This window comes from Methanohalophilus halophilus (assembly GCF_001889405.1).
GTDB lineage: Archaea > Halobacteriota > Methanosarcinia > Methanosarcinales > Methanosarcinaceae > Methanohalophilus > Methanohalophilus halophilus.
Genome location: NZ_CP017921.1, coordinates 808265 through 832762, shown reverse-complemented (window position 1 = coordinate 832762; position 24498 = coordinate 808265). Strand labels below are relative to the sequence as shown.

19 protein-coding genes, 2 tRNA genes and 3 rRNA genes are annotated in these 24498 nt (G+C 45.7%); 9 read left to right on the top strand and 15 right to left on the bottom strand.

Going from position 1 to position 24498, the window contains the following annotated elements; all coding sequences use genetic code 11:
* Positions 1-8: 8 nt before the first annotated feature.
* The gene (locus tag BHR79_RS04095; RefSeq protein ID WP_072561186.1) at positions 9-620 is read left to right on the top strand and encodes an orotate phosphoribosyltransferase-like protein; all 612 of its coding nucleotides are present in this window, start codon (positions 9-11) and stop codon (positions 618-620) included.
* A gap of 8 nt (positions 621-628) precedes the next feature.
* Here BHR79_RS04095 and BHR79_RS04090 read toward each other — a convergent pair whose 3' ends face one another.
* Complete coding sequence (locus BHR79_RS04090; protein WP_072561185.1) at positions 629-2761, bottom strand: DHH family phosphoesterase; 2133 nt, start codon at positions 2759-2761, stop codon at positions 629-631.
* Between the two features lie 185 nt (positions 2762-2946).
* Here BHR79_RS04090 and BHR79_RS04085 point away from each other — a divergent pair, with 185 nt between their 5' ends.
* Positions 2947-3711: a slipin family protein gene (locus BHR79_RS04085; protein ID WP_072561184.1), complete on the top strand. Its 765-nt coding sequence runs from the start codon at positions 2947-2949 to the stop codon at positions 3709-3711.
* Between the two features lie 9 nt (positions 3712-3720).
* A complete protein-coding gene (locus tag BHR79_RS04080) occupies positions 3721-5022 on the top strand; it encodes an NfeD family protein (RefSeq protein WP_072561183.1) in 1302 nt (433 codons plus the stop codon).
* Here BHR79_RS04080 and BHR79_RS04075 read toward each other — a convergent pair whose 3' ends face one another.
* The 4 genes from BHR79_RS04075 to BHR79_RS04060 form a co-directional block, all read right to left on the bottom strand.
* The gene (locus tag BHR79_RS04075; RefSeq protein ID WP_072561182.1) at positions 5023-6342 is read right to left on the bottom strand and encodes an AIR synthase-related protein; all 1320 of its coding nucleotides are present in this window, start codon (positions 6340-6342) and stop codon (positions 5023-5025) included.
* A gap of 9 nt (positions 6343-6351) precedes the next feature.
* The gene (gene hisH, locus BHR79_RS04070; protein ID WP_072561181.1) at positions 6352-6960 is read right to left on the bottom strand and encodes an imidazole glycerol phosphate synthase subunit HisH; all 609 of its coding nucleotides are present in this window, start codon (positions 6958-6960) and stop codon (positions 6352-6354) included.
* Between the two features lie 46 nt (positions 6961-7006).
* Positions 7007-8299 carry a UDP-glucose dehydrogenase family protein gene (locus BHR79_RS04065; protein ID WP_072561180.1) on the bottom strand — a complete coding sequence of 431 codons (1293 nt, stop codon included), beginning with the start codon at positions 8297-8299 and terminating at the stop codon, positions 7007-7009.
* Positions 8300-8416: 117 nt separating this feature from the next.
* Positions 8417-8656 (bottom strand): MTH865 family protein, encoded by a 240-nt coding sequence (locus tag BHR79_RS04060; RefSeq protein WP_072561179.1) that lies wholly within the window; start codon positions 8654-8656, stop codon positions 8417-8419.
* A gap of 104 nt (positions 8657-8760) precedes the next feature.
* Here BHR79_RS04060 and BHR79_RS04055 point away from each other — a divergent pair, with 104 nt between their 5' ends.
* The gene (locus BHR79_RS04055; RefSeq protein WP_072561178.1) at positions 8761-9525 is read left to right on the top strand and encodes a winged helix-turn-helix domain-containing protein; all 765 of its coding nucleotides are present in this window, start codon (positions 8761-8763) and stop codon (positions 9523-9525) included.
* A gap of 9 nt (positions 9526-9534) precedes the next feature.
* Here BHR79_RS04055 and BHR79_RS04050 read toward each other — a convergent pair whose 3' ends face one another.
* Positions 9535-11361: a PINc/VapC family ATPase gene (locus BHR79_RS04050; protein ID WP_072561177.1), complete on the bottom strand. Its 1827-nt coding sequence runs from the start codon at positions 11359-11361 to the stop codon at positions 9535-9537.
* 52 nt (positions 11362-11413) lie between these two features.
* Positions 11414-11776, bottom strand: coding sequence for a phosphoribosyl-AMP cyclohydrolase (gene hisI, locus BHR79_RS04045; protein ID WP_072561176.1), 363 nt, complete (start codon positions 11774-11776; stop codon positions 11414-11416).
* Positions 11777-11875: 99 nt separating this feature from the next.
* Between hisI and BHR79_RS04040 the strand changes: the two genes are divergently transcribed.
* From BHR79_RS04040 to BHR79_RS04025, 4 genes are all read left to right on the top strand, one after another.
* Complete coding sequence (locus BHR79_RS04040) at positions 11876-12640, top strand: RAD55 family ATPase (RefSeq protein WP_072561175.1); 765 nt, start codon at positions 11876-11878, stop codon at positions 12638-12640.
* Positions 12641-12666: 26 nt separating this feature from the next.
* Positions 12667-13728, top strand: coding sequence for a hypothetical protein (locus BHR79_RS04035; RefSeq protein ID WP_072561174.1), 1062 nt, complete (start codon positions 12667-12669; stop codon positions 13726-13728).
* Between the two features lie 95 nt (positions 13729-13823).
* On the top strand, positions 13824-14147 hold the full coding sequence (locus BHR79_RS04030; protein ID WP_013038371.1) for a HesB/IscA family protein: 324 nt from the start codon (positions 13824-13826) through the stop codon (positions 14145-14147).
* Positions 14148-14199: 52 nt separating this feature from the next.
* Positions 14200-14550, top strand: a complete 351-nt coding sequence (locus BHR79_RS04025) for a nascent polypeptide-associated complex protein (RefSeq protein WP_072561173.1) — start codon at positions 14200-14202, stop codon at positions 14548-14550.
* A gap of 23 nt (positions 14551-14573) precedes the next feature.
* Here BHR79_RS04025 and BHR79_RS04020 read toward each other — a convergent pair whose 3' ends face one another.
* From BHR79_RS04020 to BHR79_RS03985, 8 genes are all read right to left on the bottom strand, one after another.
* Positions 14574-16001 carry a dihydrolipoyl dehydrogenase gene (locus BHR79_RS04020; protein WP_072561172.1) on the bottom strand — a complete coding sequence of 476 codons (1428 nt, stop codon included), beginning with the start codon at positions 15999-16001 and terminating at the stop codon, positions 14574-14576.
* Between the two features lie 57 nt (positions 16002-16058).
* A complete protein-coding gene (locus BHR79_RS04015; protein WP_072561171.1) occupies positions 16059-16934 on the bottom strand; it encodes a UbiA family prenyltransferase in 876 nt (291 codons plus the stop codon).
* 4 nt (positions 16935-16938) lie between these two features.
* Positions 16939-17310 carry a hypothetical protein gene (locus BHR79_RS04010; protein WP_083433026.1) on the bottom strand — a complete coding sequence of 124 codons (372 nt, stop codon included), beginning with the start codon at positions 17308-17310 and terminating at the stop codon, positions 16939-16941.
* Between the two features lie 187 nt (positions 17311-17497).
* Positions 17498-17619 (bottom strand): 5S ribosomal RNA (gene rrf, locus BHR79_RS04005).
* 24 nt (positions 17620-17643) lie between these two features.
* Positions 17644-17715 (bottom strand) — tRNA-Cys (locus BHR79_RS04000).
* A 112-nt stretch (positions 17716-17827) separates the two neighbouring features.
* Positions 17828-20748: ribosomal RNA gene (locus BHR79_RS03995) — 23S ribosomal RNA — on the bottom strand.
* 121 nt (positions 20749-20869) lie between these two features.
* Positions 20870-20942, bottom strand: a tRNA-Ala gene (locus BHR79_RS03990).
* Between the two features lie 81 nt (positions 20943-21023).
* Positions 21024-22498, bottom strand: a 16S ribosomal RNA gene (locus tag BHR79_RS03985).
* The 16S, 23S and 5S rRNA genes sit together here with 2 tRNA genes alongside, the layout of an rRNA operon.
* A gap of 479 nt (positions 22499-22977) precedes the next feature.
* Here BHR79_RS03985 and BHR79_RS03980 point away from each other — a divergent pair.
* The gene (locus BHR79_RS03980; protein WP_449288779.1) at positions 22978-24495 is read left to right on the top strand and encodes a 2-isopropylmalate synthase; all 1518 of its coding nucleotides are present in this window, start codon (positions 22978-22980) and stop codon (positions 24493-24495) included.
* Positions 24496-24498: the final 3 nt, after the last annotated feature.

Here is a 24498-nt window from a genome sequence, read left to right as displayed (position 1 = left end):
GGGATAATATGAAGAATATAGAAGAACTTATACAAAAAGCAGTCGAACTGCAATCCAATGGTCTTGTTACCGGCCAGATCGCAAATGAACTTAATGTTTCCAGGGATACTGTCACATGGCTTCTCATGCGGGGTAAAAGAGGTGCTGAAGCCCCTGCACCCAAGGACATCTCTGTCAACTGGAGTGCCATAGGTAAAAGCTCTTTCCGCCTGCGTTATATTTCACAGGCCCTGTGTGACATGGTACTCGAATCCCTTGATAAAAATGACCAGATGGCAGACATGGTAGTGGGAATCGGATTAAGCGGTGTACCCATGGCCACCATGATTGCCGAGGAATTGGGTGTCGAATTTTCCATATTCCACGGATATGACAGCCAGAAAGAGAGGGATCAAAACACAGGAATTTTTAGCAGAAATTTCGGGCATGTCGAAGGGAAGAACTGCATTATTGTAGATGATGTGGTCTCATCTGGCTCAACGATTACCGATGTAATTGAACAGATAAAGAAAAGCGGATCCAACCCGGTGGCAATTGCGGTCATTATTGACAAGAAAAATTCAGAAACAATCACCGGAGTCCCGGTGAATTCACTTATTAAACTGGCAAGAGTGGATTAAAGGAGATATTAAATCTCCGTATCCACTTCATACTGGCCTATTTTTTCCACGAGTTTGGATAGGACTGTTTTACGCATTCCTTCCACAAATTTGATACTTCCGACAACAAGGTGTCCACCACCATTCACCCCTCCACCGACAATTTCCTCATGGAGGTTTCTGACAATTTCAGGGATATTCATCTTAACCCCACGGGACCGTATGACTGCAAAGTCCGGCCCATAGCCAATCGTAACGATGGGTTTGCCTTCATTTTTCCTGCAAATCCTGTCATGAACTTCCCCGGAGGTCTTTCCAGGAGCAGGGAATGTGAATTTGTGAGCATAGTTCTCCACATCAAGCACATTCATGATAGCACCGTTGGGCAGTTGCTGTGATTTGACATTGGGCATACATGCCTCAAGTTGCTCATCCATCATAGCTCTTGCCTGCTCACACAGCAGATCTACAAGTTGTTTATGCCTGGTGGAATCACCAAAATTGAGAAGGTCATTTACAATTCCCCTACCGCTGTTGAATTTCAACCAGTAGGCTTCAAAATCAAGGGCCAGGGCAATATCCTGCAAATTTTCCAGGGAATAGCTGGAAGAAACGAGATCAATATACTGATAGGCCTCATCGGCCTCCGAGCGATCACCCACAGCAGCGATTGCAGGCAGATGTTTTATCTGTTCAGTGACTTCAGGATTGATCATCCGTGCAACCTCTGTGGAAAGCATACCGGCAGTCTGGCCGAAATCCCCACCCACATGAGCAGGGTTTACATGAGCCAGCAGGTAATCATCAACGATCTTGTCCGGATGATGATGGTCCACAACAACCATATCAATACCATATATCAATGCCTGTCTCATCGCGGGTACGTCTTCCTCTGTGGAACCGTTATCCACCATCACAACAAGCGGCAGTTTCTGGTCATGCCTATCCGCATCTTCAAGAGCAAAGGAAATATCCTTTGTCACATCCATGATCTCGTAGAATGGAGCCTTTGAAGGAGCACGTTTGTAGAAATAGTATTCTCCATCCTGACCGTTGATTTCACGAATAAGAGGCAGGATTGCCTTTTCAATGGCCACTCCGGCAGTCATGCCATCAGCATCAGCATGGTGGCGCAACAAAATCGGGCGTGATCTGAGGATAGCTTTTTTGATAATTCGGGCAACATCTTTCATCGCGGGACGCAGATCTTCAAGAAACTTGCTTTTGACAAGGAATTCTATATCAGAAGGTTCCGCCCTCTGGTCAAGTATACGGTCTATGCGTTGCCTGACAGTCTGTTCTCTTTCATCTTTGAGCTGCTTCATGCTCTTGACTTCAAGCTGCAGGTCCTCTCCCCTGAGGTTGACCTCACCCGTAAGAGAGACCACCATATCCGAATCAATATCCGGATATGCCCGCTCCCCTGCACTTTCAAAGGCTGCACAGGGAATTACCCCGCCTTCATCAGAAATTACAAAAATGGTGGGACCACCGGTTTGTTTAACCTGGAGCACCTCTCCTTCTATACGCACAAGTTTACCCACATAATCCTTCAATTCAGACGAGATACGCACCGGCATTTCCTTTTCAACTTCTACGACTTTATGCTCGCCAACACTTCGTGGTAGCAGGTCCATTTTCCCGTCGGAACGGATCTCATTTATCTCTACGACCAGCCGTTCCCCGGGTTCAAGTTTGGCCTTTATGTTGCTTGAATGGATCAACCCGCGCAGATTGGAATTCAGGTTCACAAAGGCCCCGAATGATGCCAGGTTGTTTACCTCTGCGTGGTAATATTTTCCTACAGAAAGCTCGTTCATGTCACAGGAGTCATCCAGCAGATGGACAACCTTTACCTCATTGCATGATTTGCATATCTCGCGTCCGTCTATCAGATGGTCGATAGATTTACCGCATAGGTCACAGCTGTAAAGAAATCCTTCTCCTCCACAGGAAGGACATGGGTCCTTTATTTCAACTTCCCCGCTGCCACCGCATTTTTCACATACGGAACTTCCTTTGAGGAAGCTGTTTACATCTTTTTCTGAAAGTTCCATAAGATTCATTGATTTGGGTTTCCCGGAGCCCTTACATTCAGGACATTTCTGTATAGAGGATTCACGGGCACCAGTTCCGCCACATTCACTGCATTTTTCTTTCATTGTATCTGTGTTGCTGATTGACCTGCTTGTTTATGTAGGTTGCTGCAAAGAGAAGATACTATTTGGCAGTTTAAATTTATCTACTTACAGAGAATTACAATAGTAAGATCTCAACCTGTTCCATCCATCCCACCAATAACTTTTAGAAGTATTGTTTGCAAAGTATCATAAAGGGAGAGTTTAGCATGGTAGAACAATATATAATTCCTGCATTAATCGTATTAGTAATAATCCTGTCCCAATCCATCAAAGTGGTAAAGGAGTATGAGCGAGTGGTCATCTTCAGGCTGGGCAGATTTAGCGGAGTGAAGGGTCCGGGTGTATTTTTCATAATTCCTATTATCGATACTGCAGTCAAGGTAGATTTGCGTATCGTAACAATAGATGTCCCGAAACAGGCAGTTATCACCTATGATAACGTTACAGTGGCAGTGGATGCAGTCATCTATTACAAAGTCCTCAAACCCGAATCAGCAGTTACAGAAGTTGAGGATTACAAGTATGCAACCTCAATGCTGGCACAAACAACCCTGCGTGATGTAGTTGGCCGAATCGAACTTGATGAAGTTCTTTCTGGAAGAGAGGAGGTCAACAAGGACATACAGGAGATACTGGATGCTTCCACCGATCCATGGGGAATAAAGGTCACCTCGGTCACCCTGAGGGATGTGAGTGTTGATGAAAAGATGCTCAGGGCCATTGCCCAACAGGCTGAGGCCGAGCGTGAGAAACGGTCCCGTATTATACTTTCAGATGGAGAGTACAAGGCTGCCCAGAAATTGCTTGACGCCGCTAGGCTCTATCAGGAAGTGCCCACTACAATAAAATTGAGGGAGTTGCAGACAATAGCCGAGGTTGCCCGGGAAGGCAACACGATTGTAGTCACCAACACCTCTAACAGTGGAGATATAGCGGCCCTGACCGAAGCATTCACTTCAAAGAACAAATAAGGAGGAGCCATGAGGGTAAAGGCCCTTTTCCTATTTCTTTTTGCATTTTTACTATTGACATCAGCCGCATCAAATGCAAGCTGTGAAAAAGTACTGGTACTGGAGATGTCAGATTCCATCACACCGGTATCCGATGATATGGTTAACAATGCACTTGCAATTGCTGAAACTGAAGATTATGAAGCACTGATAATTACCCTGAATACCCCGGGAGGAGGTCTGCAGGAAACCCTCAACATAATAGAGAGCATTGATGCCTCACCTGTGCCTGTAATCGGCTACGTATATCCCGAAGGGACAAAAGCATGGTCTGCCGGCACACTGATCCTTATCAGCACCGATATCGCTGCCATGGCACCATTCACAGTGATTGGTTCGGCCCAGCCTGTACAGGCATCCCCTGCCGGTGGCTCAGAGCCCATCAACGATTCTAAGATAATAAATGCCATCGTAGCCCTATCCAAGGAAAAAGCAAGCAAGCATGACAGGAATGTGACCGCTGCGGAGTTATTTATCACTGAAAATCTCAATCTAAACGCTGAGGAAGCAAAAAACAGCAATGTTGTCGAGTATATAGCAGAAAATATCCCCGATCTGCTTGAAAAGGTGGACGGTGAAACTGTCAAGGAAAGACAGCTCAATACCTCGGGAGCGGACATTGTCAATTATGAACCTGGCCTGAACCTGTACCTTATGAACATAATATCCAATCCAATTATATCATCCCTGTTGCTTATGATAGGCATTTATGCCATTGTCCTGGGAATCTCCAGCCCGGGGGCAGGTGCGGAAATATTCGGTGCCATACTCATCAGTCTGGGATTAATAGGTATGGGGTTCGATGTCAATGTAGCAGCACTGTTTCTTATTGGCCTGGGGGTGGTCCTGCTTATCCTCGAATTGCAGGCGCCCGGATTTGGAATATTCGGGATTGCAGGAATAATATGCCTGATAGCAGGCAGTATATTCCTGATACCCATGGATTTCCCTCGCTGGTATACGCCGGCAGACGTACAGAGGAATATGATGTATCTTGTAATAGTACCCACCGTCTTAATTGGCCTCTTCTTTGCCTTTGCAATATACAAAGTGGTACAGGCCAAGGGACGCAAGCCGATTATAGGCGAAGAAATGAGCGGTGAAATTGCCGAAGCGATAGATTCCATATCCGAAGGGAATCCGGGTTATGTACGATATAGCGGAGAATACTGGAAAGCCCGCTCAGAAGACATTATCAACCCGGAAGAAAAAGTGGAAATACTGGAAAAAGACGGACCCGTACTCATTGTCCGTAAAGTCAAGGGGAAGTAATCACTGCTTCCCCAACATCTCCACAATACGTCTCTTTTTGGATATCGCTTCTTCAGCAGCCCTATCAACTGCTTTGCTCATTGCCTCGAAATCATCGGGAGTTGTATCTCCAACCATCTTCTTAATTGGTGTGTAGGCAGATTCACGGAAGCGTGGAGTGAAGTCCCGGCGCTGCCCGTCAATCACAAGCTCGGCACCTTGTCCTTTTTCAACGTAACCAACTGTTGCAATATCGACACCGGCATTTTGCACGGTTTCAAGAATTTCCTGCTCGTGTTCAGGAGGGACTATTAAGAGAAGGGAATCCAGGGATACACCCAGATAATCTATATTGAGACTTTCAAGCATCCCGAATACCCGGGGATTTACGAGCTCACGCATGTTTTCCTCTTCAAAGACAAGCTTGACTCCTGCAGTCCTTGAAATTTCCTTTGCATCACCGCGCACCCCTCCGTTGGTAACATCGGTCATGGCATGTACTTTTTTATCCAGGTCTTTTTCAAGGAGTGCCTCACATGCCTGGAGGAACTTGATATTGATAGTCTCATCCACCACATCATGCATCCCGTAATAGAGAGCGGTTGTAGAAATAGTTCCGCCGCCTGCACCTTCGGTCATGAGAATCACATCCCCGATTTCAGCTCTTTCCCTTGCAGTCATCGAAGAAGCAACACCCACAGCACCGACACCACCGGTCATTCGATCTCCGATTACCATATCCCCTCCAATACGCAGGGTACTTCCGGTCACAAGAGGGATGTCTGTAAGTTCCGATACCGCAGTGATACCTGCGACATGATCGAATATCTTTGCTACATCCCCGTCATCGGCCACATGGATATCCGAAAGCAGGGCAAGAGGCCTGGAACCCATTACATAAACATCCCTTAAAGAAGCCCTGGCCACATGGAAACCGGCAAGGAAGGGGAAATCACTCAATCTGGAGTGGATGCCATCGATTGTGACTATGAGGAAATCCCCTCCTTCCATCTGTACAGCTCCGGAATCATCCAGATGAGTGCTGTCTACTGCAGCTTTGGTGCTGCCTATTACCTCGGCAATTTTTTCATGGGCATAGAAATCGCCGATGCCTCTGGAACCCACCCCGAACTTACCCATGGTTACTCCTGAAGTGATCGGGGATAGTATATCGCCCTTTACATCCAGAGTTGCCCTGGCTTCTTCAACGGCTGCTTTTGCCAGTGCAATAGCATGTTGTCTGTCAGTGTCCTTTATTTCCATGATACGTTCTGCAAGTTTATCGGCAATCCCATCTTCTCCACGAAGCAGGGCATGCCTGGCATAGCCTTCAATATCCATGATTAATCCTCAGCACATTTTAACAAAATTACTTAATATTCTCAACCCAACTTCACCGCTTTTCTCCGGATGGAACTGGGTTCCTATTACATTACCCCCCTCGTTAACAACAGATGCCGCAAACTCCACACCATAATCACATGAGGCAAGGGTATGATCATCATCAGTACTCACATAGTAGGAATGCACAAAATAGACATAGGAATCATCCTCGATGCCCTCATATATAGGATGTTGCTGTGTTATATGAAGAGAATTCCATCCCATATGTGGAACTTTAAGTTTACTATGGGGAAAACGAATAACGTTGCCGGGAATGAAACCCAGCCCATCCCGCATTCCTCCTTCCTCGGAATCTGTCATAAGCATCTGGTGACCCAGGCAAATTCCAAGCAGGGGTTTGCCTGATTCAACATAATCATAAAGAATATCCAGGAACGGCTCGATGTTGCGCATGGCATCACTGAACGCCCCTACACCGGGTAGCACGACCCCATCACTGTTCTCGATGTCTGCAGGGTCTATAGAGATATTTACAGAAGCTTTGGCATGCTCCAGCCCTTTCTGGACACTCCTGAGATTGCCAAGGCCATAATCAATGATGGTTATTTTTTTCATGTCAGATAAAAAAAGGGTTTTGATACATCAATGTATCGAACAATGCTCACCAGCATAACCCCTCATACTCCACATCCTCCAGTTCTTCAGCGTCTAGAAGATAGCGCCCATCGATCAGGAGTTTCCTATCCATCGAATCAAATTCAGTGTTAAGTTTTCTGAACTCGTCCCATTCAGTCATCAGCAGACAAGCCTGTGCACCCTCAAGAGCTTCCTGTGCACTGGATGTATAGGTGATGTCGGGGAAGATTTTTTTCATGTTATCAGAGGCAAGGGGATCATAGGCATGGATAGCCGCTCCTTTTTCCAACAATTTCCTGATAACGGGAATCGAGCGGGACTCACGTATATCATCGGTGTCATTCTTGAAAGCCAGACCCAGCACGGCAATCCTTTTATCTTTGATCTGCGGTAGCTTATCCTCGAGAATCTCAACCATCTGGAGGGGTTGCAGTTCATTAACTTCGATTACTGATTCCAACAGGGAAGGATAATAATCCATATCCTTTGCACTTCCAATCAGGGCACGGACATCCTTGGGGAAGCATGAGCCACCAAAACCCGCCCCACTATTCAAGAAAGCCGGATTGATACGGAAATCCCTGCCTACAGCATCCATCACCTGATATGTATCAATATCCAGGCGTTTACAGATGTTGCCCACCTCATTGGCAAAAGATATCTTTGTGGCCAGAAAAGCATTATTCACGTACTTGATCATCTCTGCTGTACGTATATTTACGCTGGTAACCTCACAATCAATATCCCTGTAAAGGTCGGATACGAGGGAATCGGAACGTCTGTCAAGGGAGCCTACCACTATTTTATCGGGATTCAGGAAATCATGAACAGCACGGCCTTCACGCAGGAATTCAGGATTCATGGCAAGCCCAAGAGTGTCCCCCGCTTTACGGCCGGAATAGTCTTCCAGAATGGAACGAACTACATTTTCTGTTGTACCGGGTATCACCGTACTTTTCACCACTACAGTATGATAAGCATTTTTGGAAGCAATTGATTCCCCAAGACTCTTACTTGCAGCGGCGACTATCGAAAGGTCAATCTCACCGTTATCTGAGGAAGGTGTACCCACACAGATAAAAGATATATCCGAGTTCTGTACAGCATAATCATAATCAGAAGTGGCGATCAGGCGTTTGCCCACATGCTTGTTCATAAGCCCTTCCAGCCCCTCTTCCCAGACAGGAGGATAACCATCATTGAGCTGCCTTACCCTTTCTTCATCAATATCTATACAGATGACTTCGTGACCCAGTTCGGCAAAACAGGCTGCTGTAACCGAACCCACATAACCTGAACCTATAATAGAAACTTTCATAACAATAACTCCCGGCTGTGTAAATTGTTGATAATTATATATTAGGATGATGGTTTGCCGGGTAAAAAAGACAGGAAGGAAAATAAGGAAAAGAGAGATTAGACGTAATCCCCTGATTTACAGGCCTGCCCTGTCAACAAGTAAATCGGCTACCTGCTTGGCACTGGTAAACGGGAAATCGCTTTCCTGAAGCAAGCCACCTGCTTCACCGGCGGTAATCTCAACATCTCCGGACTTACAGGTTGTGTCTGCCCCTGCAGGAAAAGCTGCCAGAAGGGCTTCAGGAGTTTTGATAGGAAACTGTGCACCCTCAAGGGCGCCTTTTATCTGTGCGTGTATATCTTCTTTTACAGACATTGTATGTCACCACTTTCCAGTAGGAAATGTATAAATATATACTTGATCGTTAGTAAAATGTACAAGAAACGCTTTTGTACAGTAAAATAACCTTAAATCGGGATATGGATAACGTGAATGACATAAAAAACCAAAGCAACCAGCCCCCCACCCATCAGGAACTTGATGAAATAAAACAGGAAATCACTTCAATGAGGATGGAATTCAACCGCTTCCTTGAAAATTCCAACCGGAATATTGTTGAACAACTTGCAGCCGACCTCAAAAAGAATTTTTCCAGAGTTTTGATTGAATACATAAGCAAAGATGCCGAATCGTGCCTGAAGGAAAAAATGGCCAGGGATTGCAAGATGCGGGACTTCTGTGAACAAAAGTTCAATGAACTTCTGGGAGAGACATCCTATCTTATAAGCAAAGATAATGTGAAGAAGGATACCATTGAAAAATACTGGAAAGAGATAGAGAACCTGCGCAAAATGACGAACATGCCAATGTGCGACCAGTGTTTTTCACATGTAAATAACCTCTACCAGAAGCAGGTAGATGTAATGCAATCCCTGCAAATATATGACCGTCAGGAGAAGGAACAAAAGATAGACGAAATACCCGTCGAAATAGTACCTGCGATCTGTGAACCTTTGGCAAACAAACAGCGATTAGCCATAATAAAAGCCGTAGCAGGAAGTCCGAGAGGATTTTCAGAATTATCCAAAATCACCAACCTGAGAGGAGGTAATCTCCTGTTCCACCTGCAAAAACTCCTGGATTCAGAGATGATATTCCAGCAGGGAGAAAGAGGAGATTACTATATATCAAAAAAAGGATATGTAATCCTTGAAGGGCTCCTCACCATATATTCAAAAATGTAACAATTGAATTTACAATATTTTTATTAATACAGGGTAACCCTCGTCGATTCCATCAACAATCTCATCGGCAATCGGAGAACCTTTACGCACCTTGATATCCCCGTGCCTGCTTACGGTTGCAGTGAAAAGATATTGTTCACCGACAAAAACCTCCACATCGGTCTTGGCCAGCTCCGGAGCTGAAAGGACAACGTGTTTCTTCGTATGTTCGACAACGGGCCTGACTTCCATAGGGGATTCTTTTTTGGACTGACCGTCAAACTGGCGTACATCGATATGTACCCCCAGCATCTTTTCAATGCGGTCAATCACAGAACCTCCCTTTCCTATTACCTTTGGCACATCATGTTCAAAAACCCTTACAACAGCCTTACTGTCATTTACCATTTCCACTTCTACCGGACCACTGGCATAATTTTCCACAACCTCACGTATTTCACCTTCGGCCAGGTTCCAGGCAGGTTTCTTGAATTCCAGGGCAACAGGCATCACAACTACCTGCTCACCATAGGTGTAAATCTCATACTCCACTTTGCCTGTTTCAAAATCCGACACTGTGATTACCGGCCTTGCAAGATCAGCTTCTGTCATACCAGAAGGAACCTTTACAGTGAAATCCAGTATCTGGACCTTTGCAACTTCTCCTTTTTCAATAAATACAACTGTATCAACTACCTGCGGAATCACGCCCAGCTCGACCCTTCCTATCAGACGCTGTACGGCATCTACCGCTCTGTTGGCATGTACTACACCGACCATGCCCACACCCGCAAGCCTCATGTCGGCAAAAATACCGAAATCCCGGCTTTTTCTTACTTCATCATAAATCGTATAATCCGGTCTCACAAGCAAAAGGACATCTGCCGTATTGGCCATATCATCATCCAGGGGAGCATACTGGGTAATCTCACGGGGCACCTGAAGATCCCGGGGGGATTCCATAGTCTTTACAACATAACCACTTTCATGCAAATATATAGCAAGCCCGGCTGCAAAAGTTGACTTCCCCGCACCGGGAGGTCCTGAGATCAGGACGCCTCTCTGCATATCCACACGTTCCTTAAGCTGCTCACTGAGCCTGTATTCATCGAATTTCACAGAGGCTACCGGACGCACAGCTGTAATTTCAATATCATCCGAGAATGGTGTCTGGGAGATAGCAATCCTCATATTACGAATCTGCAAAACGGAAGCCCCGCCCGTAGACATTTCAATGAAAGATTCATTGTCAGCCCGGGCCCTCTCCAGAAGTTCCCTAGACATCTGATGCAGTTCACCATAGCTGCAGGGTTCATCACGGATTTTTTCAAATCTTACGTCCCCAATACTGCCTCTTTTGGCCATCGGGGATACTTTATTTTTCAGGTGTACCGACATCGTCTCATCAGTGAAAAAATTCTCTATGTGCAGAGGAATTAACTCAGCCGATGGTGGATGAATGTACTCCACCTCCAGCCCCCTGGCACGACCAAAGTCCGCCTGGAGCCTGTCCCCCGTAACAAAAAGCGCATCAAAATCCTCTGCAGTTGATCGTATAAGGGCATCTATTTCCCCTCCCTTTGCAAGTTGCACCTGCTCAAGGTTGGGACGCTGCCCCACAAAATCAATCTCTATAAGACCTTCCTGTTCAAACCGATTAAGCTGATTAAGCTCTTCCAACCCCTTTTGCCCGATCTCAAGCCCCCTGTTTGCCTGGGCTTCCAATTCGGCCACTACAGCTTCGGGAATCAAAACCTTTGATCCCCTGTACTCTCCCTCCTTCACCTTTTGGGAAATACGGCCATCTATAACTACGCTTGTATCGGGTACGATCTTCAGAGCTTTAGGATTATCCATAATTATTGCTATGATACGAAGATATTTAATTTAATTGCATCATGACTACGGATCAATAAACATCATCAGGATCAAAAACCCTTTTACCAACTATATCTCCCTTAATATTCCTGTAAAAACATGACCTGTAACCCACATGGCATGCGCCCCCATCTTGTCTTACTTTCAGGAGCAGGGTATCCATATCACAATCTACAAGGATGTCCTTTACATATTGAATGTGGCCCGAACTCTCCCCTTTTTTCCACAACTTCCCCCGACTGCGGCTCCAGTAATGTGCAATACCACTAGCAAGAGTTTTTTCAAGGGATTCGCGATTCATGTATGCAAACATCAATACATCCCCGGTCTCATGGTCCTGCACAATTGCCGGGATAAGGTTATCTTTGAATTTCAGGTCATCTATAGCTATCATCGAATCACCGTAAATAAAACTATAACTATAAAAACTAAGAGGAATGAATATATAAAAAGATTGGAGATTTAAATTTATAATTGATATTGCGGTGATTACATGGATTACGCTTTCGATGAAAACATGGCACAAAAAGTACGCACAGGAATACTGGGACTTGATGTGCAGCTGGGTGGTGGAGTGCCGCGGGGAAGTACTATTCTATTACTTGCAGAACCCGGAGCCAGCTCGGAAATATTTGCCCAGCAATTTGCTTATGGGGGACTAACTGATGAGGAAAACGTTTATTACCTGACATCAGAACAGCCGGTTTCCGAAATAACCTCTGAAATGAAAAATTTTGGATGGGACATAGATGATTACATTGAAAGCGGAACTATGAATTTCGTAGACGCCTACAGCCTGCGCTTTTATAATGTCCTCCCAAAATCATATTCAGAATCCCTTTCTGCGAAAGATTTCATAAAACAAAATACAGATCCTATGAATCTTCTCAAAGCAACTGCTACACAAGAGAGAAAAGAAAAATACAGGGGAATTATAGATTCCATATCTTATTTCCTGCGAGCTTATGAGCTTAATAATGTAGTAGATACAATCGAGATAATATCATCTGTAGGAAAAGCTACAGGTGCCGTTCATTTGATAACAATGACCGCTGGCATGCATGACAATATAGTTGAAAATAATCTGAAAAATGTCTGTGATGGTGTCATTGAATTCAGAATGCGGGAAAGGGGAAGTGAAATCGAGAGGTCCATATTGATTCGTAAGATGAGAGGTATGATCCCCTTAAACCGGACAATTCCCTACAATGTAACCGAGAAAGGAATTGAGCTTGAAACTACTACGAGGGTACTTTAAAATTCATAACTTAAATTGGTGGAAAAATGAAACAAAACGTTACACAAATATTGAAGGACATTTTCACATCATCTGGATACAGGATAGTGGACTCCAGTATCGCTGACCTGATCGCAGAAAAAGATGAAAAGAAAATGTACATAAAATTCAGTAATCTCCTGAATACATCATATATTGAAGATTTTGCATACAACATCCGCGACGGGGCTGGCCTTATAGTAGCAACAGGAAATGCCTCTGAGGAACAAATTGAATTTGCAAAGCAAAAAGGGGTTATTGTATGGGACAGGGAAGAACTTGCATACCAGATCGGTAACGCTGTGCTGGCAGACATCGAGGGGGAAAGTATTGAACTGGGAGAACAAAGTACCCCGGTCGAAAAAGCCACAGAAGAATATATCATCGCTGATGACAAGAAAAAGAAACCAAATATGTTTGCTGGCACCAAGAAGGAAGTGGAAAATAGAGCAATTGAAAGCAAACCTAAGGTGAAATCTGACGTTGAGACGATACCTTCAGTTGAAAACAAGGTAATCGACTTGCGCAGTGCCCCTGTAAATATTACCGGCGAGCGTGCGATATCAATTGCAAAACCACATCAAAGAGATGTCACGACTGCGGCACTCAAGTTTGTACCTTTGTGGAAATATACTTATGATATTCAGGCACAGAGACAATTCCGCTCCAAGATAATAGACATAGAAGGTGATGGAGAGGGATACTTTAATTCAATGAATGAAATTTTTGAGGATTTGGACCTGCCTGGAATAAATAATCAGATAGAGGTAGAAGTCAGCGACTATGAGGTTAAAGCCCCAATCGTTACAAAAGAAGAGGCCACCAAAGCTATCTATGAAAGAATTATTGACCAATACACCCGGGATGTCAAATTCGATAACACTATAGGCGAAGCTATAATTTCCGAACACAAACGGATTTCTCCTTCCAAAAAAGAGATTGAAATGGAAATTGAGATCGTTTATTTGCCCGTATGGGAAGCTAAGGGTAAAAGAAATTCGGTGGAAATAAACGCTACTAATGGGGAAGTATTGTTAAATCCGGTCGATAACGATGTGGAAATAATGTGAATTGTTCATACTGGAGCGAACAATATATATAGGAAAAATTTATATATATGACCCATTGCTAAAGGGACCATAGCGGACCCTTAAGGAGAGAACACATGATAGAGATAACAGAAAAGGCAGCAACAGAACTTAGAACCCTGATGGAATCGGAAGACAAGAAAGATCACGCATTGAGGATTTTTGTCGCAGGAATGGGTTGCAGTGGCGTACAGTATGGTATGGCACTTGACAATGAAACCAAAGAAGATGATGTTACTGTCACCGACAAAGAAATTAAAATCGTGATGGCAAATGACATCAATGAAGAACTTTCCGAAGCTACAGTCGACTTCATAGAAACCCCTCAGGGCAATGGATTTGTCATCGACAATCCCAGTGAAATGAGTGGATGCGGTTCATGCGGCGGCAGTTGCCACTAAGTTATATATAACTGCAAGTAATAGACATCATCCTTAAAAGGAGACATGATATATGATTCCAGGAATGGGCGGCAAGGGTATGAACCCAAAAAAGATGAAACAGATGATGAAACAGATGGGAATTAGTGTAGATGAAATTTCCGATGTGGAACAGGTAATCATCCGTACCCCTGACAAAGATATTGTATTCAATGATGCAAATGTAAGCATCATGAATGCACAGGGAGTCGACACATACCAAATCGTCGGCACTCCTGAGGAAGTAGCAAGGGAAGTTGAAATCCCCGAGGATGATGTCAGGCTTGTCACCGAACAGACCGGTGTGTCTGAAGAAAAAGCAAAAGAAGCTCTCAAAAATGCCAACGGCGATTTGGCCGAAGCGATTATGCAACTGTCCTCCTGAAAAAGGAGGGCAGTATTCCGATTTTAAGATTTTTCAATCCCTTTTTCCTTAAGGATCATATGATACTCCCCTATGGAGTATTGAGAATAAAAAGCTCTTTTCACAACTTCACTTAGGGAAGGATGTATATCCATTGAATGTACAAGCGGATGAGTCTGGGGACCATCCACATACATCAAGGGTATTACCTGATGTATAAGTACCGATGCCTGAGGCCCTATAATGTGGATTCCAAGGATTTGTTGAGTGTTGTCCTCAATAATTACTTTCACGAAATAATCATGCAAATCCATTGCAAGACCTTTACCTGTATTTTCGAATTCTTCAAAACCAATCGAAATACTTTCTTCACCGAAAGATTCGATTGCTTCTGCTTCACTTAACCCCGCACCTGCTATCTCAGGCCAGGAAAATACAGCATGAGGTACGGCATGATAACTCACCTTTATGTCCTGTCTGAGAATAGCATTCTGGAATACAACAGTCGACTCATAATTCCCGACATGTTTGAAAAGATGCTGTCCATTACAGTCCCCGAAAGCCCAGACATTCTTGCAGGTTGTTTCAAGATTTCCATTAACTCTGATCCAGCCATTTTCATCGGTACCAACATCCCCTTTATCGGGATGAAGGATGTCGGAATTAGAAGCCCTGCCTGCAGCCAACAGGATTTGTTCGGCTTCAATGCTTATCTCATCGCCTTCACTATTTATCGCAGTAACCTTTTTCATTCCATTATATTCCCTTACACTGACAACCCTGTATCCAGTATGGATATCTAAATATTGCTCCATCTTCCTTTTTGCAAGATTGGAGATTTCGGGCTCTTCCTGTTGCAGAACCCGCGGACCATTGCCAATAACAGTGACCTTGCAGCCCATGGCAGAAAAGAAGTGTCCGTATTCAGCTGCTATGTAGCCGGCCCCCACAATTACAAGACTTTCAGGGAGGGATTCCATATTCAGTACTTCATCACTTGTAAGATATGCAATTTTATCCAGACCTTCAATCGGTGGCATGAAGGGCTTTGAACCTGTGCAGAGAAAAATCATTGGGGCTTTGAGAGTTTCATTCCCGATCTTCAGAGTATACGGTGCAATAAACCGGGCAACACCATGATAATAATCCATTACATCATCAGACTCCAGCCCTTCACGTATCAGGGCAATGTCTGAGTGAATGGCATTTCTCATTCTGTCCATTATAGATTTGAAATCAATATCTTCAATTTTTGCAGAAATACCAAGTTTCTGTGCTGAATTTATTTCACGTACAAGTTCAGCCGGATACAAAAGCATCTTTGAAGGAATGCAGCCCCGTGTTAAACATATACCACCTGGTTCATCCTTATCCACAACAGCAATTTTCATTTCCGGATTTTGCTGGAGGATGGACCCCACATAATTCATACCCGAGCCAGTACCTACGATAATCAAGTCATATTCTTTCATATTATTATACCCCATCCAGACATTGTATCCAATAACAATTATAGATAATGGTGGAAGTTACATGATAAAACCTACTAGATAAGCAACAGATCCCACCTGCATTACTGCAAGAGTCCTGGACCTGATACCCAAAGTATTTTCCCGCGAGGGATTATTGAGCAGCGATCTGGATATGAAGATGTACATCAAGGATACCGGCAGGATCAGCACAAGGAATAAAAGGTCATAGAAAAGGGCCGGATGGATTTGCACAAAAAAGGGCAATGGATCCAGAAGAAAAACCACCACGTATATGGCAGAGGATACCGCTGCGGCAAAACGGGGAGAAACACAACATGCCAGGGTACTGATTCCACAGGCACGGTCACCTTCCATATCAGGGATATCAATCATTATTTCATAACCCAAACCTACAAGGAATGCCATAAGCATATAGTAACCTGCCAGAGGCTCTATTTCAACATCAGAAATAATGGAACCAAACAGAATGGTTGCCATGAAACAATAAGCGATGGAGATATTTTTCAGAAGGAATATCTTTTTTAGGCGCATGCTGTATAGTAATGATACCACTATGTTCAAACCTATGAAAATCAGAATTACAGGTCCCAGTGGTACAGATAGGAGAAGGGAAATGGCCAGAAAAAGCAGGCCAGCCTGCAGGGCTTTTTTTTCCGATAAATTACCGTGTACCAGGGGACGTGCCATCTTCCCATTTAGCCTGTCTGCAAAACGATCATAGTAATCGTTGATTGCAAAGGAACCCATGAAAAGAAAAATTGCAACCGATGCTGCCAGCATATATTCAATAACATGACCACTCAGGTCTTCAGAAAGGATACCGGCAAGAAATACAGAAAATGTTGCAAACACCGAGTTACCAATCCTTGTCAGAACCATATAATTTTTTATGGTTTCAACGTTAAATGACATATTATCAGTCCAAAATGCCGTTTATTTTTGTTCTGACAAGTGTCTTGAGTTCTTTGATATTGTTCAGTTTATTCATTTCCTCAGAAGATATAAAGAGCTCAAGGCCATTTTCCGTTTCGATATACCCACATGGGAAGGATGGTTCCATATTTCCATAGTTTTCAACAAATTCATCCCTGTGAAAGAACCGGATCGGAACGGCGAGATGTTCGATAAAAACCTTCCATTCATCTTTCATACCTGTGCTGCTATAGGTGATTGCACACAAATTACAGCCATAACTGGCAGGTGAGACTATTTTATGGACATAATCTTTCATCTCATTAAATAGGCCACTATCTGCATTATAAACAAAAATAATTGATGATATTGTCACGAAACTACCCCGTAGTAGAAGATAGTTCTATATCCAATATATCTTTACTGTCCAGTTAGTATCCACTCAAGTTATGATCGTTATAATATTTTATATCTGTCATTGATTTCTCTATCGGATTAATACTTTCAGGAAAGATGTTTAAAAAATCAGAATTCAGAATAAGTAAGTAAGTGTCAATAAGTTGAGTCAGCAGCGATGTATAGTTCCCAAAGGCTCTCGCACTTTAGTACCGTATACAACGCTGGCAGGCTTATCTTCTGTGTTCGGGATGGGTACAGGAGTTACCCTGCCGCTATGGCCGCTGTTCTCAACTTATATGAGATGGATGAAAGCCAAGGCCCGGATTCGAACCGGGATGGAATCGCTCTGCAGGCGATTGCGTAGCCGCTCCGCCACCTTGGCACATTGGTCATGTGCGAAGCGTGATTCTATGACGCAACCGTCATAAACTTTGCGTTTCATCTGACCGTGTATTTTTTCATATTACATACCTGATTTCGCCTGGAATAAGCAATTGGAATCGGCACGGATTATTAGTAACCGCGGACTTAACACCTCGTTTCCTTAGTGCTTACATCCCGATCCTATTAAACCGGTCTTTTACCGGAATCCTTACAGTGGTCTCTTTTCAGGTTGGATTTCGAGCTTAGATGCTTTCAGCTCTTATTCTTTGGCGCGTAGCTGCTCGGCAGTGCCTTGTCAGACAACCGATCGACCAGAGACGCCGTTGCCCTGTTCCTCTCGTACTAAAAGCAACTTACCTTCAGACCACATACACCTCTAGTAGATAGTAACCGACCTGTCTCACGACGGTCTAAACCCAGCTCACGATCTCCTTTAATAGGCGAACAACCTCACCCTTGGCCGCTGCTGCACGGCCAGGATGGAAAGAACCGACATCGAGGTAGCAAGCTGCCGGGTCGATATGTGCTCTTGCCGGCAACGACACAATTATCCCCGGGGTAACTTTTCTGTCAGCTTTAGCCCGCATCAAGCAGGACATAAAGGTTCGCTAGAACCGACTTTCGTCTCGCGATCCATTGCTATGCTAAATCGCGTCAGGCTGACTTATGCTCTTGCACTCTTCAGCAGGTTTCCGACCCACTTGAGTCAACCATTGCGCGCCCTTGATATCTTTTCAAGGGCGTCCCGCCCCAGGCAAACTGCCCACCTATCGGGGTCCTCCTTGCGGAGTTAGGGTCGCGACTTCAGAAGGGTAGTGTCCCATTGTTGGCTCCACCCATGCTGGCGCACGGGCTTCGATGCCTCCTACCTACACTGTACATCCGAAATCACAACCCAACGACAGGCTGCAGTAAAGCTCCACGGGGTCTTCACTTCCCCCTAGAGGTCTCTAGACTTTGCACTAGAATGTAAGCTTCACCGGATTCTGGCTAGGGACAGTAGAGCTCTCATTGATCCATTCATGCGAGTCGCCAATTAAGCGACAAGGTACTACGCTACCTTAAGAGGGTCATAGTTACCCCCGCCGTTTACGGGCCCTTCTTTCCGTTGGACCGAAGTTTCAGGTACCCGCACTGGGCAGGATTCAGAGATCGTACTAGCCCTTTCGGGTTTGCGATCTCCTATGTTGTTATTAGACAGTTAGAGCTCCCTGGTCACTGCGACCTGCCATCTTCATGGCAGGCACTCCTTCTCCCGAAGTTACGGAGCCAATTTGCCGAATTCCCTTAGCCAGATTAATTCCGACACGCCTTAGCCTTTTCAGCTAGGGGCACCAGTGTCAGATCTTGGTACGGTCGTTTAGCTTCCTTTTCACGGGTCCCGGGGTGCAGTTGACTTTCGCAATAACATATTCGCCCGCTTCTCGCCATTACGGCTCTCCACGGGGTTCGATGCTTAGACAGCGCGACAACGCTGCTCAACCTGCCCTGAGACGTCAGTTTAATGCTAAACGGTACAGGAATATTAACCTGTTTCCCTTTTGGCGTACTCGAATTACGGTACGTCTTAGGACCGACTAACCCTCGGCTGACGATCATTGCCGAGGAAACCTGGCCCCTTCGGCGGTCAGGATTCTCACCTGACTATGCTGCTACTATTACCAGGATTTTCGTTTCCGTACGGTCCACAGGACTTCACAACCCTGCTTCTGCCCGAACGCAACGCCTTCCTACAAGATTACCTTTCGGTACTCCGTGGTATCGGTGGTCGACTTGAGCCCCGTCCATTTTCGGGGCCCCAGACCTCGACTGGTGGGCTGTTACGCACTCTTTAAAGGGTAGCTGCTTCTAAGCTAACCTTCCAGCTGTTTAGGGCCTGGGACACCCTTTATCTTTAACACTTAGTCGACACTTAGGGACCTTAACCACGGGCTGGGTTCTCTCCCTTACGGACTACAAGCTTACCCCAGTAGCCCGGACTCCAACTTTCTCAGACGACGGTAGTTTTGGAGTTTGACAGGGGAGCGAGGGATTTCTCCCCCGGGATCCCCAATCAGTGCTCTACACCACCGACTATCTCCAGTTAGGTCATGCTACGACATGTTTTGGAAGGAACCAGCTGATGCCGGGTTTGATTAGCCTTTCACTCCAAGACGCAGGTCACACGAACGATTTGCAGGTCAGTACCGCTTGCGGTCCTCCACGTAGCTTTCGCCACGCTTCAACCTGCCCACGCCTAGATCACCCGGCTTCGGGTCGTATTCCAATGACTCCACGCACTTGTATACGCCGCATCTTGTCCGAAGACTGCATGCTTGTTGCTTTCGCTTCGGCTCCCCTTTCGGTTAGCCTTCGCCATTGAAATACACTCCCTGGCCCGTTCTTCAAAACGTAAGATATGACATCGGCAACGAAACTCGTACAGCAGCCTCGCGACTGTTTCCTTCATTTCGCAGATCCTTTCATGCCATATCGTTCCATAACCAACAGGTTTCAGGCACTTTGAACCTCCCTTTTTGGGGTACTTTTCAGTTTTCGGTCACCCTACTAGTTCACTATCGGTCTCAAGAGATATTTAGTTTTGGAAGTTGATGCCTCCCGGGTTCCCGCGCGATATCCAACGCACGGTACTCTGGAACAATTCCAGATCCGTTCATATTAACCTACGTGACTATCACACTCTGTGGTTTGACGTTCCAGTCAAATTCGGTCTCTATGAGATGGGATCCTTGGAAAAGTCCTTCCACACCACATTTCCCTTCTGTTCCCAGAGGGATTCGGTTTGAACTTTGCCGTGTTCACTCGCCGTTACTAGCGGCATCTCTTCGATTTCTTTTCCGGTTCCTACTAAGATGTTTCAATTCGGAACGTTCCCGATCATTACTGATCGACCATTAAGGTCAAGAGGTCTCATTAGGAAATCCTCGGTTCATAGGCTTCATGCGCCTAGCCGAGGCATATCGCAGCTTGACACGTCCTTCATCGGTCCTTGAGCCGAGCCATTCACCTGCTGGCATAAATGCCATTATCCGTTTGCTTACTCCAGTAAGCGTCAGGTATGCAACTTATACACGATCTCATCGTGCTCTCCTTGGTCAGAAAGAGCACATCCATCCTTCCCGGGCAAAATTACTTGCCTGGTGCATTAAATATGGACTTGCTGGGATTCGAACCCAGGGCCTCTGCCTTGCAAAGGCAGCGATCTTCCAACTGATCTACAAGCCCTTGGTTTCCCAACGATGTTGGATTAAATGATATGATTGCAATGGCAGTTTTTCGGTTTCTGATCGAAAGTTTTTTTTGCTTAGGAGGTGATCCAGCCGCAGATTCCCCTACGGCTACCTTGTTACGACTTAACCCCCCTTGCGAAATTTAGGTTCGAACGCAGCACTTAGTCCGCGCCCTCACCCATACCTCACTCGGGTGGTTTGACGGGCGGTGTGTGCAAGGAGCAGGGACGTATTCACCGCGCTATATTGAAACGCGATTACTACGGATTCCAGCTTCATGAGGGCGGGTTTCAGCCCTCAATTCGAACTACGGCTGGGTTTATGAGATTACCGTCACTTTTCAGTGTAGGAGCCCATTGTCCCAACCATTGTAGCCCGCGTGTCGCCCGGGAGATTCGGGGCATACTGACCTACCGTAGCCCGCACCTTCCTCCGATTTAGCATCGGCGGTCCCCACAGAGTACCCATCATCCCGAAGGATATGCTGGCAACAGTGGGCACGGGTCTCGCTCGTTGCCTGACTTAACAGGATGCTTCACAGTACGAACTGACGACGGCCATGCACCTCCTCTCAGCGATTCAGGTAAAGTCTTTAGCTTGACCTACATATTGCTGTCGCCCCCGGTGAGTTGTCCGGCGTTGAGTCCAATTAAACCGCAGGCTCCACCCGTTGTAGTGCTCCCCCGCCAATTCCTTTAAGTTTCAGCCTTGCGGCCGTACTTCCCAGGTGGCTCGCTTCACGGCTTCCCTGCGGCACCTGAAACGGTCGCACCATTCCAGACACCTAGCGAGCATCGTTTACGGCTGGGACTACCCGGGTATCTAATCCGGTTCGTGCCCCCAGCTTTCGTCCCTCACCGTCGGACCCGTTCTGGTAAGACGCCTTCGCCACTGGTGGTCCCACAGGGATTACAAGATTTCACTCCTACCCCTGTAGTACCTCTTACCTCTCCCGGTCCCAAGTCTAACAGTATCCCCCGGAAGCCTAACAGTTGAGCTGTCAGATTTCCCGGAAGACTGATTAAACCGGCTACGGACCCTTTAGACCCAATAATAGTGATTACCACTCGGGCCGCCGGTGTTACCGCGGCGGCTGGCACCGGTCTTGCCCGGCCCTTGCTATCACATGCTATTTACACATGTGGACAGCCAGCATTGTATGCTGGCACTCGGTGTCCCCTTATCGCGGTTTCCCGCAGTGTAAAGGTTTCGCGCCTGCTGCGCCCCGTAGGGCCTGGATTAATGTCTCAGAATCCATCTCCGGGCTCTTGCTCTCACAACCCGTACCCGTCGTTGGCTAGTAGGTACTCTAGACCCACTACAACCTGATAGGCCGCAGACCCATCCTTGGGCGACGGATCTTTAAATCACAAAGCATTCCAGCATATGTGATCTATTCAGAATTATCCCCAGTTTCCCGGGGTTATGCTGAACCCAAGGGCAGATTGTCCACGTGTTACTGAGCAGTCCGCTATGTTCACGAAGAACATTTAACTAGCATGGCTTAGTCGAACACCGATAGCAGTAACCTCTGGCAGGATCAACCAGAATTATAATATATTTCTAGCACACCTTTTGAAGGTTAAAGGAAATTGTTGGCAGGGTACCTATTAAACAACATGGATGCTGATTAAAGGCCCTGCACAGTGAATTCTAAATACTAACGATCAGAATTCACCGAACTGCCATTGCGTGAGTCAGACAGAATTGTTATCTCCTGTCTCCATTAAAGTGAAGGTGATTATGTTTCCACACACGTTCTGTGCGGGAACACATGAATATTGCTTTTGGTATATAAACCTTCTGATCCGGCCAGGCCGAACCAATTCACACGACAAACAAGCGAGGTTCGCGCATGAAACAGGTCATCGAAAGCAGCCCTAAGATACCATCATAATATATATAGATTTCGTGACAAGATATCTCACATGGATTCCCTGAATACAAACATAAATAACACGCAAATATAAATACTAGAAAAGCAGAGTAATTTGCGGGAATTATCATGTATGCGAAGAATCAACTGAGGGATCGCTTTTTACAGCGCTGAATCGATTAGGAATAAAGAAATAACCATTTTTGATACTACTCTTCGCGACGGGGAACAAACCCCTGGTGTATCCCTTACCCCAAAACAGAAGCTCAATATTGCAACTCAGCTTGATAAGCTTGGGGTAGATACGATTGAAGCAGGTTTTCCAATAGCATCCCAGGGAGACAAAGAATCGGTAAAATCAATAGCCAATGCAGGCCTTACTTCAGAGGTCTGTGGTCTTGCCCGGGTGCTTACAAAAGATATCGATGCCTGTATAGAGGCGGGAGTGGACATGGTGCACGCCTTCGTCTCCACATCGGACATCCAGAGGGAGCATACCATACGCAAAAGTCGTGAAGAAGTACAACAAATGGCCACCCAGGCTGTGGGATACGTAAAAGACCACGGACTGAGATGCATGTTTTCTGCCATGGATGCCACACGAACCGACCTCGATTACCTGATAGCAATCTACAGGGCAGCAGAGGAAGCCGGTTGTGATATTATCAATGTCCCCGACACCGTGGGCGTTATGTCTCCGTCGGGCATGTACAATATGATAAGTGATCTTCGCCAGCAGATCAGTATACCCATAGATACACACTGCCACAACGACTTCGGGCTTGCTGTAGCTAACAGCCTGATGGCAATCGAAGCCGGTGCAAACCAGGCACAGGTGACGATTAACGGTCTTGGGGAAAGAGCCGGCAATGCAGACCTGGCGGAAACGGTCATGAGCCTCAAATCCATATACGGTGCCAGCCTGAATATCAATACAGAATATATCGTTGAAACCGCACGAATGGTCGAACGCTATACAACTGTTCCTATTACAGCCCATCGTCCGGTTGTTGGTGAGAATGCGTTTGCGCATGAATCCGGAATCCATACTCACGGCGTCCTCGAGAATTCGAACACCTTTGAACCGGGCATAATGACCCCGGAAATGGTAGGACACACGCGCCGTATCGTGTTGGGCAAACATGCTGGTAAACATGCAGTACGCAGATCCCTTGAAGCTGCTAAACTTAACCCCAATGATGAACAACTCAATCACATCATAGAGAAGGTCAAAACAATAGCTGACAAGGGCAAGCGGCTGACTGATGCCGACCTGTATGCGATTGCCTGTGCAGTAATGCACAAACCAATGGGCAAACCTGCAATCGACCTCAAAGAGCTGTCCGTAATGACAGGTAATGTCACAACACCTACAGCAGTTGTGAAAGCACTGGTTAACGATGAAGAAAAGATTCTTTCAAACATCGGAATCGGACCTGTTGATGCAGCACTCAAGGCAGTAACCGGTATAATCGGGGAACACGCCACCATAAGCATCCATGACTTCCGTATTGAAGCGGTAACCGGAGGTTCGGATGCCGTTGCAGAAGTGATAGTCGGCGTACAGGATGAAAACGGACGGATAGTATCCGCACGTTCTGCAAGTGCAGATATTGTATATGCATCCGTTGAAGCACTCGTAACCGCTATTAACATGCTCCTCCAGAAGTGAGGA